The organism is Lactobacillus sp. A27, from assembly GCF_016742815.1.
Taxonomy (GTDB): domain Bacteria; phylum Bacillota; class Bacilli; order Lactobacillales; family Lactobacillaceae; genus Lactobacillus; species Lactobacillus gallinarum.
The window spans coordinates 1-10,707 of record NZ_JAEHNT010000070.1; the positions used below are offsets into that span (position 1 = coordinate 1).

At 37.7% G+C, this 10,707-nt stretch carries 7 protein-coding genes and 19 tRNA genes; all 26 read right to left on the bottom strand.

Annotated features, from left to right (window positions below; genetic code table 11):
• Positions 1–274: 274 nt before the first annotated feature.
• Positions 275–733, bottom strand: coding sequence for an SsrA-binding protein SmpB (gene smpB / locus JEM49_RS08300; protein ID WP_025006418.1), 459 nt, complete (start codon positions 731–733; stop codon positions 275–277).
• Positions 734–745: 12 nt separating this feature from the next.
• A complete protein-coding gene (gene rnr / locus JEM49_RS08305) occupies positions 746–3,085 on the bottom strand; it encodes a ribonuclease R (RefSeq protein ID WP_201874622.1) in 2,340 nt (779 codons plus the stop codon).
• 70 nt (positions 3,086–3,155) lie between these two features.
• Entirely contained in the window at positions 3,156–3,389 is a 234-nt protein-coding gene (gene secG / locus JEM49_RS08310) for a preprotein translocase subunit SecG (RefSeq protein WP_003632304.1), read from the bottom strand.
• A 66-nt stretch (positions 3,390–3,455) separates the two neighbouring features.
• Complete coding sequence (locus JEM49_RS08315) at positions 3,456–5,516, bottom strand: LTA synthase family protein (RefSeq protein WP_201874624.1); 2,061 nt, start codon at positions 5,514–5,516, stop codon at positions 3,456–3,458.
• Positions 5,517–5,587: 71 nt separating this feature from the next.
• Complete coding sequence (locus tag JEM49_RS08320; protein ID WP_087176877.1) at positions 5,588–6,613, bottom strand: lysylphosphatidylglycerol synthase transmembrane domain-containing protein; 1,026 nt, start codon at positions 6,611–6,613, stop codon at positions 5,588–5,590.
• Complete coding sequence (locus tag JEM49_RS08325; RefSeq protein WP_087176876.1) at positions 6,613–7,656, bottom strand: glycosyltransferase family 4 protein; 1,044 nt, start codon at positions 7,654–7,656, stop codon at positions 6,613–6,615. The genes JEM49_RS08320 and JEM49_RS08325 overlap by 1 nt, the downstream gene beginning before the upstream one ends.
• Before the next feature lie 14 nt (positions 7,657–7,670).
• The gene (locus tag JEM49_RS08330) at positions 7,671–8,834 is read right to left on the bottom strand and encodes a glycosyltransferase family 4 protein (protein ID WP_025006422.1); all 1,164 of its coding nucleotides are present in this window, start codon (positions 8,832–8,834) and stop codon (positions 7,671–7,673) included.
• Positions 8,835–8,957: 123 nt separating this feature from the next.
• Positions 8,958–9,042 (bottom strand) — tRNA-Leu (locus tag JEM49_RS08335).
• Between the two features lie 38 nt (positions 9,043–9,080).
• A tRNA-Cys gene (locus JEM49_RS08340) sits at positions 9,081–9,151 on the bottom strand.
• 23 nt (positions 9,152–9,174) lie between these two features.
• A tRNA-Gln gene (locus JEM49_RS08345) sits at positions 9,175–9,246 on the bottom strand.
• Positions 9,247–9,253: 7 nt separating this feature from the next.
• Positions 9,254–9,326 (bottom strand) — tRNA-His (locus JEM49_RS08350).
• 12 nt (positions 9,327–9,338) lie between these two features.
• Positions 9,339–9,409: transfer RNA gene (locus JEM49_RS08355), tRNA-Trp, on the bottom strand.
• A 4-nt stretch (positions 9,410–9,413) separates the two neighbouring features.
• Positions 9,414–9,495, bottom strand: a tRNA-Tyr gene (locus tag JEM49_RS08360).
• Between the two features lie 7 nt (positions 9,496–9,502).
• Positions 9,503–9,575: transfer RNA gene (locus JEM49_RS08365), tRNA-Phe, on the bottom strand.
• Positions 9,576–9,581: 6 nt separating this feature from the next.
• Positions 9,582–9,655: transfer RNA gene (locus tag JEM49_RS08370), tRNA-Asp, on the bottom strand.
• A gap of 3 nt (positions 9,656–9,658) precedes the next feature.
• Positions 9,659–9,732, bottom strand: a tRNA-Met gene (locus JEM49_RS08375).
• A gap of 20 nt (positions 9,733–9,752) precedes the next feature.
• Positions 9,753–9,826 (bottom strand) — tRNA-Ile (locus JEM49_RS08380).
• Positions 9,827–9,838: 12 nt separating this feature from the next.
• A tRNA-Met gene (locus tag JEM49_RS08385) sits at positions 9,839–9,912 on the bottom strand.
• A 30-nt stretch (positions 9,913–9,942) separates the two neighbouring features.
• Positions 9,943–10,016: transfer RNA gene (locus tag JEM49_RS08390), tRNA-Pro, on the bottom strand.
• Between the two features lie 5 nt (positions 10,017–10,021).
• Positions 10,022–10,095, bottom strand: a tRNA-Arg gene (locus JEM49_RS08395).
• Positions 10,096–10,103: 8 nt separating this feature from the next.
• Positions 10,104–10,189, bottom strand: a tRNA-Leu gene (locus JEM49_RS08400).
• A gap of 11 nt (positions 10,190–10,200) precedes the next feature.
• Positions 10,201–10,272: transfer RNA gene (locus JEM49_RS08405), tRNA-Gly, on the bottom strand.
• A gap of 10 nt (positions 10,273–10,282) precedes the next feature.
• Positions 10,283–10,355: transfer RNA gene (locus JEM49_RS08410), tRNA-Thr, on the bottom strand.
• 24 nt (positions 10,356–10,379) lie between these two features.
• Positions 10,380–10,461 (bottom strand) — tRNA-Leu (locus tag JEM49_RS08415).
• A 12-nt stretch (positions 10,462–10,473) separates the two neighbouring features.
• Positions 10,474–10,546, bottom strand: a tRNA-Lys gene (locus tag JEM49_RS08420).
• Positions 10,547–10,548: 2 nt separating this feature from the next.
• Positions 10,549–10,621, bottom strand: a tRNA-Val gene (locus JEM49_RS08425).
• Between the last annotated feature and the right edge of the window lie 86 nt (positions 10,622–10,707).

Below are 10,707 nucleotides of genomic sequence, written 5' to 3' on the forward strand. Positions count from 1 at the left end.
TCGAGCTCTTCGTCATCTCTCAAGACGACTTTATTAATTTACCCTACTTTCTCTTTTTTGGCAAATCCCTCTTTTGTTCGAGTTCTAATAGAAACGCTAGGCAACGTTGTAACATTATCACTTATTTTTATTTGCTTATTTAGCGTTCACTAATCTTATTTGCTATATAAAATAGCACTCTGCCTTCAATTAACGAACTTTAGCTCTCATATTTTTATTTAAAATTTTTTCAAAAATACAAAAATAGCACCGCAATCCTGCGATTACGATGCTATCAGATGCCATACTTTCGGCGAATTTCACGCTTTTGATCTCTTTCCTTAATTGTTTGACGCTTGTCATATTCCTTTTTACCTTGTCCTACACCTATTAGAACTTTGGCAAAACCGTGCTTTAAATACACCTTTAACGGAATAATGGCGATTCCACGTTCAGATTGTGCCTTAGCTAACCGTGCAATTTCTTTTTTATGCAAAAGAAGGCGTCTACTTCTTAAAGGATCATGATTATAACGATTGCCCTGCTTATATTCACTAATATGAACATTCTCTAAATAAGCAGAACCACCATAAATTTGAACATATCCATCACGCAAGTTTATTCTGCGTGCACGAATAGACTTTATCTCAGTCCCTGTTAATGCAATTCCTGCTTCGACAGTTTCTTTAATAAAATAGTCATGCCGTGCCTTTTTATTTTGCGCAATTAGATTATCATCTTTTTCTTTTTTCATTAAGAATCTCTCCTAATGTTTAAAGTTTCTCTGATTTCTTCTATTTCCTTGATTACGGCTGCGGTGATTACCACGACTATTATAATTGCCGCTACCACGGTGCCCGTGATTATTATGGAATCCGCGGTTGCCACGACGACGATTGTTCATCCCTCGATCGTTATGCTTCTTCTTAGGAGCGTTAGGGTCATAAACTTCAAAGTCTAACTGATGCTGCTCAACGTTAGCATTAATCAAGGTAACCTTAATAGGCATCCCTATCTTATATTGCTTATGTGTACCACGTCCAGTTAACGTCAATGACTTTTCATTAAAGCTATAGAAATCATCCGTTAAATTAGAAATGTGTACTAAGCCTTCAACAGTATTAGGCAATTGAATGAACATACCAAAACTAGTAACTGATGAAACTACGGCATCAAAGTGTTGACCCACTTGATCTGCCATATATTCAGTCATCTTCAAGTCATTTACTTCACGTTCAGTATCGATTGAACGACGTTCTTGAGTAGAAGTTTGTTCAGCAACATCTGGCAAGTAACTAGCAAAATGCTTCTGCATGTCTTCGGTAGTTCCATTTTCTTGATATGCGTGAATCATTCTGTGCACCATCAAGTCAGAGTAACGTCTAATTGGTGAAGTAAAGTGAGTGTAGTATTTTGCTGCTAAACCAAAGTGACCCAATGCATCTTCAGAATAATGTGCTTGCTTTAAACTACGTAGCATCATCATTTGCACTACAGCTTCTTCTGGTGTACCCATAGTCTTAGATACAACCTTTTGCAAATCAAGTGGCTTGATATTCTCTGGATCAGCGTGAATATTTAAGCCAAATGCACTACAAAATTCGAAGAAACTCTTAATTCTTTCAGCATCTGGTGTTTCGTGAACACGGTATAAAAATGGAACATGCTTTCTAAAGAAATCTTCAGCAACAGTTTCATTAGCCATCAACATAAATGACTCAATCATTTTTTCGGCAGTACCACGTTCATGCAATACGATGTCAGTTGGCTTGCCTTGATCATCAACAATAATTTTTGCTTCTGGTTCTTCAAAGTCAATGGCACCACGTCTATGACGTTGTTTGTATAAAATAGCATGCAAATCAGCCATTTCTTCGAGCATTGGACGTAATTTTACATACTTGTCCTCTAAGCCATCCATTTCACCCTTTAAGGTCTTATTAACCTTATTGTAAGTCATACGACCATGTGAACGCATAACAGAAGGATAAATCTTGTAGCCTACTCTCTTACCCTCTGGTGTAATTTCCATGTCACAGGACAAAACAAGACGATCTACACCTTCATTTAATGAACAAATACCATTTGAAAGTCTAAATGGCAACATTGGAATAACTCGGTCTACCAAGTATGTACTGTTACCACGAGCAAATGCTTCTTCATTTAAAGGTGTATTTTCTTTGACATAGTGTGATACATCGGCAATGTGGACACCTAAATGATAATTTCCGTTAGGCAATTTCCATAAAACAACGGCGTCGTCAAAGTCTTTAGAATCATCCCCATCAATGGTTACTGCAGGCTGATCTGTAATATCTACTCGACCTTTTTTCTCTTCTTCAGTAACATGATCAGGAATTGCATTAGCTTGTGCCATTGCATCTTCTGGCCAATCAGTACGAACGTCATGAGCAGAAACAATTGACATGATATCTACACCTGGATCACTCTTGTTACCAATAATCTTAGTAACTGCACCAGTCATAGATTCAGGATAATCTTCTTCAGGATAGTCCTTGATAGATACCTTTACCATGTCGCCCATCTGTGGGATCAGACCATTTTCGGATAAATATACACGATATTTGTGCAACTTTTTATTATTGCTTAAAGCATATCCAATAAAAGGACTGATCTTTCTTTGTTCATCAGTTAGTGGATGGAATTCACCGACTAAGCTTTCAAGGCCACGTTCTAGGATCTCTTCGATTCGACCTTCTGGTCCTTTGCCATTCCAAGGATTACCATCAGCAACAATCTTTACCTTTACTCGGTCACCATCAACGGCATACTTTGTGTAATCAGCTGCAATAAAAACGTCATCAACATTTTCATCGTCTAACTTTACAAAACCAAAACCCTTGTCATTGGCTTTAAAAATACCTTCGACGATTGTATCTGCTTGGGCTAATTGATATTGTCCCTTACCATCAGTAATAATTTTATTTGCATGTTCTAAGAAAGAAAGAGCTTTAATTAATTCAGTAAAATTACCCAATCTTTCACGACGCGCTTCTCGTTCAATTTGATCTACGCGAAATTGTTTTTGTGGATTATGGCGAAAAATTTCTAAAACACCGGCCAAAATTTTTTCGTTTTGTGCCATGTAATTAATCTCCGATCTTTTAAAATATAAAAAAAGCCTCCCCATCACTTTTGATCGGGAGGTACAAAATTTATTTTGTAGACATATAAGCTAGAATAATAGCAAAGACGAAAAAGAGAACCAATAAAACTGCGGTTACTTTTTCCATAAATGCCTCAAAACCACGTTTTTTGGTTTGACCACTAAAAACGGCACCGCCAGATAAGGCGTTCAATGCATCTTGTTGTTTTTGTGGCTGCATCATTGTTGCAATAACGATTAAGATTGAAACAATGATTAGTAGCGTCATAATTAAATTATACAATGCGCTGCCTCCAATACACACATACACTTACCAATAAATTTTATCACAAATTGCTTATTTTTGCAGTTATTTTTTAAGTTCTGGCGCATCAGTCTTAAAATCTTTTTGTGTCGATTTTTGATGATTTTGATACCAGAGTGATGTCTTGCTTGGATCATCGAACAACCGCTTCAATGAAGTTGCTTTGTTATAATCATAATCCTTTGGCTTAACCTTAGTAAACCACTTTGGACGATAAAAGCGGAGCAAATTACCATCAATTACACGATCAGACAAAGAAAGCTGTGTTGTCACCTTGTTAGAAATTGTAGTAAGCTTTGCTTTCAATTTCTTATCAGGCTTAATTCTTTCCCCAGTCTTCGTATCATAATAATCACTGCCTACTTTAGAATATTCAGGAGTAATAAAATCGCTATTTCGTTGAGCAACAATTTGTGGTGCATTTTTGCTAAGCAAATCATAGCCAAACTGAATAGTATCTTTGTCCTTGATGCCTAATAGATTTAATAAAGTTGGCAAAACATCAATTTCACCACCATAAGTGTGATTAATGCCACCTTTTAATCCCTTCATGTGGAACATCAATGGGACACGCTGGAATTGCAGATTATCAAAATCATTGAAAGAATCTTTCTTAAGCAATTCAGCACTGGCTTTATGGTGATTACCTGAAATACCATAGTGGTCACCATAAAAGACAATCAACGTCTTTTTATCAAGACCAGTCTTCTTCATCCAACGCATTAATTCACCGATAGCCTGATCAAGATAATGCGCGGTTTGCACATAACCATCTACAGTTTCATCCCCTGTATTAGTCTTATCAATTGACTGATTTTTCTTATCCAAATTATATGGATAGTGGTTAGTAACTGTAATCATTTTTAAATAAAATGGTTGCGGTAAACGTTCAATATACTTAATTGATTGATCGAAGAAGATCTTATCCTTCAGACCATAACCGATATAATAGCCTGGCTTATTCTTAAAGTATGAAAGTGGCATGAAATATTGATAGCCGAATGATTTATACGCATTATCTCTATTCCAAAATGAGCCTGCACCACCATGCATTACGGCAGTCGTATAACCAGCTTGTTGATGCAATATAGCTGGAGCACTTTCAAAGGTATTAGAAGTGCCATAAGTCGACATGGCTGAACCTGATTGCAACCCAAACAATGAGTTTTCCAACATCATTTCAGCATCAGAGGTCTTTCCCTGACCAACCTGATTAAAGAAATTATCAAAACTAATCGTATCTTTTTGATGATAAATCTTATTTAAGTTAGGGGTTACTTCCTTGCCCTTCCATTTATAGCCAATTAAAAACTGTTGGAAACTCTCTAAGTGAATAACCAAGACATTTTTACCCTTGGCTACACCGTTATAAGCAGGATTAGGTTTGACATAGTTTGCTTTTAGGTATTGTCTAACTGAGCGCAGATCAGATACGTTAGCTTTAGCCATCTGCGCATTCGTCTGCGCCATCTTATAACCATCATAAATGGCATATTCATTAATGCCTAGATATTTAACAATATAATTATTGTCAAAAGTTCTAGTTAAAAGACCAGAACGATCTTTTTGCGCCATCAATAAATTAAGGCCCATTAAACTAACTGCCAGCAATTCTACTAATAAACTGACTTTAAGTTTTAAAGGACGTACGTCCATTTTGATGACTTTAGTGATTAATAAAGCAATAATTGCGGCAATATCGATAAAGGCCAGAAAATCACTAGCTAAAGTAATTCCTGCAATACTTTTTCCTAAATTATCTGAAGTCGAACCTGAAGTTTTTATTATCGAAAATGACAAGAAATTCGAAAATTCACGATAATAAAGTATATTTGCAAAAAGCCACAGCGTTAGTAAAAAATCTATTACTAGGATAATCCAATATGACTTTCGCCCTTTAAAGAATAAGCCAATACCTAACAAGAGCATCCCTGATGGTATCGGGTTGATCAAAAGCAGAAATTGCTGCATTGGACCAACCGCACCCAAATTAAACTTCGTTAAATATATAAAATATGTTTTTAACCAAAACAGTACTAAAACAATCGTAAAAAAGCCAAGTTTAGTTTGCGTTAACCATTTAAAAAAAGACTTGGTACGTTCCATTGCTTTCTCCTCTCATTACGATATTTTATCTTACTACTGATTTAAACAAGACGCATTTCTTTTAAGAAAAATTAATTACTTTCTGAACTTTTTATCTTTTTAGGTTTAAAAATCCAACCAAAGATACCTAAAATCATTCCGAAAAAGTAAGTTGAAAAGCGCCAAATAAACATTGCTAAAATCAAAGCACCATGAGAAGAAACAAACGTGGAGAATAAAGTCTGAAAACTGTATTCCGCACCACCAGATGCACCTGGAATAGGGATAATCGCCATGAACATAATAATCATAATATTCATCTGCGTGACATTAGCCCATAAACATGGCACATTTAAAGCTGTCAGTACCATAAATGGAATTGAATAAAAGAATAATAGCTGTAAAACAGTCAAAGTCGAAGCTACAATCAGCTTCTTTTTTTCTTTCTTCAATTTCTGACTTTCTGCATAAAAAGTATCAATCTTTTCTAAAGTAGCAGCACGCCATTTTTCAACACGCTCTTTTTTAATGAACTTTGCCAGCAAATTCATTAAAGCGTTAGTTGCATTCTTTGTAAAATGATAGGCAAACATGATTGCTAATAAGAAAATGATGGAACTAACGTGGATCAAAAAGCCGATTGCAATAAATATAGCTAGCCCCGCAAATTTAGTCATTACCATATGAAAGCCAAAGATAATCGTAAAGACATAGGCGAATAAAACTACGATCTGATAAATAATGAATTTCATTAATAGAATGGAAGTTGATCTACCACCTTCCATCCCCATTTGAATCATCGCTGCCAATTGTGATGGCTGACCACCAGTTGACATTGGTGTAATCGCATTAAATAAAGCCTGAATAATTGGAATTCGCAAAAATGACCATGCAGATCTTTTAGGCTCTTCTTTACGATGAGCTAATGTGGCTAAGATCCCCGCTTCACAAACATATGACAGAAGCATTAAGCCAAATACCATTATTAAAGCTACAATATTAAGACCATGAGCCGCCTTTAATATTTCTGATAATGGTGTTGACTTCAGATCCATATATAAGACAAAGGCACTGATTGCCAATACAATCAAGATGCCCCATAAATGCTTTTTATTCATTAATGAATTTGTCCCAATTCCTTGCCCAATTTGTATTGCTCATGATAAAAATCATTCCAAATATGGGCTAATCGGTCTTCTGAATATTCTTGACTTGCTTTAATAGACAAATCACTATATTTCTTCAACAGATGTGGATCGCTTTTGGCCTTTTGTAAAGCTTGATTCATTTCGCCGAAATCTTGGCCACTCATATAATAACCATCAATAATAGCCTTATATAAATCTAAATCACGCAGAAGTACTGGCGTGCCACAGCTAAATGCCTCCAAAACAGACATTGGGAACAATTCATCATATGATGGCAACACGAATAAATCAGCAATGTTCAAATATTTAACCAGTTTTTTGCGATCGACAATACCAGCAAAAGTTAAATTTTTAGGCGGATTATCTACCATGTCTTTATAGTGACTGTAGCCATCCGTAATCTTGCCAAAAGAAAAGCCACCTGCCCAAATAAATTGAACATCTGGATTAGCTTTTGCCATTTTGACAAAATCATCTATTCCCTTTCTTTCCTGAACTTGGCCATCGCCAAAAACTACAAATTTATCTAGCGGTAACCCCAATTCATGACGAAATGCATTTTTGCTTGCAAGTGATTCCTCATAAAATTCAGTTTTAGAAACAAAATTAGGAATGTACTTAACTTTATCGCGTTCAATACCATAATTGACCAATTTATCAATAAAAATTGGATTAACTACTACAATTTGATCCATGCGTTTATAGAAATCAATTATATATTGATAAAATACTTTTTTTGCAACGCCTGGTAATTTAATTGAGCCCTCTAAAGTATCTGGCAAAAAATGAACATAGCCAATTTTTCTACCACGTGCTGGTGAAAAACTATTAGCATAATAAGTTGGATTAATCGTATGGTAATGTGTTAAATCACTATTGCCATATTTATTTATTGTTACATAAAATTCATCTACTAAATGCGTTCTCAATAATTTAATTAATTCGTTATATGCTGAGCCGACCCCTTGACCTTTAACGGAATCAGCTTGTGAGAACATATTAATTCTAATCATCTATATCCTCTTTTTTAATCTTCTTCATGCTTGGGCTGATAATGATCAATTACATACTGATAAAAATCATGCACATTTGTAGCAAATTGATCCGATGAAATACTCTGCAACTTATTTTGCAATATTTCTTGTGGGATTTTTGCCCGTTTTTGCTTAAGCAAAGAAATAATTTCTTCTTGCATCTCTTGTTGCGTATTAAATCTTCGTCCAAAAATATCTTTGTCAAAGATATTTTCCGTATAATCAGTATCATAAACAACACAAGGTGTGCCGGCTGCTAAAGCTTCAACATATGTTAATCCTTGAGTTTCAGTATCACTAGCAGAGACAAAAATATCTGCCATGCGGTAGTAATTTCCTACATCTCCATGGTCAACATTTCCTGCAAAGATTACGTAATCTTCTAAAGTTAAACGCTCAACTTGCTCTTGGAGCACTTTAACATCTGGACCATCACCAGCGATCACAAATTTAACATTAGGTATTTCTTCTATAATTGCTGGTAATACATTCAAAATATGATTTATTTTTTTCTCAGCAGCAATTCTACTTAACGTCAATATAACTGGTGCATCTGCATCGATACCAAGATCTTTTCGTACATCACGATTTGCATCACTATTCATGCTCTGAATATCTACACCGGTAGGAATCACCCGAATCGGAATTTGGACACCGTAACGTCTTAATAATTCTTCTACTCGGCCACTAGGAGCAATACAGCCATCCATATTTTTTAAATAGCTTTTTACAAATTGCTTCACGTGATATGGCCGCAATAAATGTCCATTCAAAATATAATGCAAGTAATCTTCATACATCGTATGGTAAGTGTGAATAGCTGGAATATCTAGCTGATGAGCTACGTATTTTCCAATAGTACCCAATGCAAACTCAGTTTGAGTATGAACTATATCTAAATTGACTTCCTTAGCCACCTTAGTAGCTTCGAAAAGTCCTCTAAATGCAATTCTACGATCAGTAAACGAAACAAAAGGAATACTGCTAAAACGAAAGACATTAGGTTCAACTGTGCCTTTTTTTACATTAGGATCCGTTGTCGTAAAAATAAATACATTATGCCCCTGTCTTTCCAGCGCATCTTTTAACGTCTTAATAGAAGTAGCCACGCCACTTATCTGGGGAAAATATGTATCGGTATAAAGACCAATATTCATTTAAATACCTCCATATTTAGCATTATAAAGATTACTTAAACTAACTGCAATTTATAATGAAAAATTACAAATATATCTCAATAAACAAAAAAAGTGATTCAAAAATGAATCACTTTAAAATAATAGCGGTGATCGGGGTCGAACCGATACGTCCGTAATGGACACCAGATTTTGAGTCTGACGCGTCTGCCAATTCCGCCACACCGCCATAATATTAAATTAAATTATCAACTTATCTTGTTGATAAGGCGGAGGTCGGATTCGGACCGACGATTAAGGTTTTGCAGACCTCTGCCTTACCACTTGGCTACACCGCCATAAGTTATTAAATTATTTAGAATTGGGATAGCTGGATTCGAACCAGCGCATGTTAGAGTCAAAGTCTAATGCCTTACCACTTGGCTATATCCCAATACTAGGGCGGAATATGGGATTCGAACCCATGCATGCCGGATCCACAAACCGGTGTGTTAACCCCTTCACCAATTCCGCCATGAAGGTAAACAGGGATAGTAGGAATTGAACCCACATCAGCGGTTTTGGAGACCGATGTACTACCATTATACGATATCCCTATTATGGAGGAGGGTGGATTCGAACCGCCGAACTCAGAGAGAGCGGTTTTACAGACCGCCGCGTTTAGCCACTTCGCTACTCCTCCAGCTTGATGGCGCGGGACGGAATCGAACCGCCGACACAAGGAGCTTCAATCCTTTGCTCTACCAACTGAGCTACCGAGCCATCTTACGGTCCATGTGGGATTTGAACCCACGATCTCCTCCGTGACAGGGAGGCGAGATAAACCACTGCTCCAATGGACCAAATTGCGGGAGCTGGATTTGAACCAACGACCTTCGGGTTATGAGCCCGACGAGCTACCAGACTGCTCCATCCCGCGATATTAATATACATATGTAATGGACCTTGTAGGACTCGAACCTACGACAGGACGGTTATGAGCCGTCTGCTCTAACCAACTGAGCTAAAGGTCCAAGTTTACAATATAGCGGCGGGGGGGATCGAACCCTCGACCTCCCGGGTATGAACCGGACGCTCTAGCCAGCTGAGCTACACCGCCAAAAATGTAACTAATACCATTTAGATACAATCGGGAAAACAGGATTCGAACCTGCGACCCCCTGGTCCCAAACCAGGTGCTCTACCAAACTGAGCCATTTCCCGTTATATGCGCCCTGAAGGATTTGAACCTTCAACCTTCTGATTCGTAGTCAGACACTCTATCCAGTTGCGCTAAGGGCGCATCATCAATGCCGGGGATCGGAGTCGAACCGATACGGTTGAAACCAACCGCGGGATTTTAAGTCCCGTGCGTCTACCAATTCCGCCACTCCGGCGTGTTGATGAAAGCGGAAGACGGGATTCGAACCCGCGACCCCCACCATGGCAAGGTGATGTTCTACCACTGAACTACTTCCGCAAAATATAAATGCCGATTATACGACTTGAACGTACGACCCCCTGTTTACAAGACAGATGCTCTACCAACTGAGCTAAATCGGCATATTGTCAATATGTGGTTGGCAATACGGGTGGTGGGACTTGAACCCACACGTCCGAAAACACTAGAACCTAAATCTAGCGCGTCTGCCAATTCCGCCACACCCGCAAATTAGGGTCATGAGCCGTGAGGGACTTGAACCCTCGACCCACGGATTAAAAGTCCGTTGCTCTACCAACTGAGCTAACGACTCGATGGAGGATACAGGGCTCGAACCTGTGACCTCCTGCTTGTAAGGCAGATGCTCTCCCAGCTGAGCTAATCCTCCATGAGCACGGCAGCTTCCTTTCCTCGCAGGCAGTTGCCCACCAACTACTTTCGGCGTTAAGAAGCTTAACTTCTGTGTTCGGCATG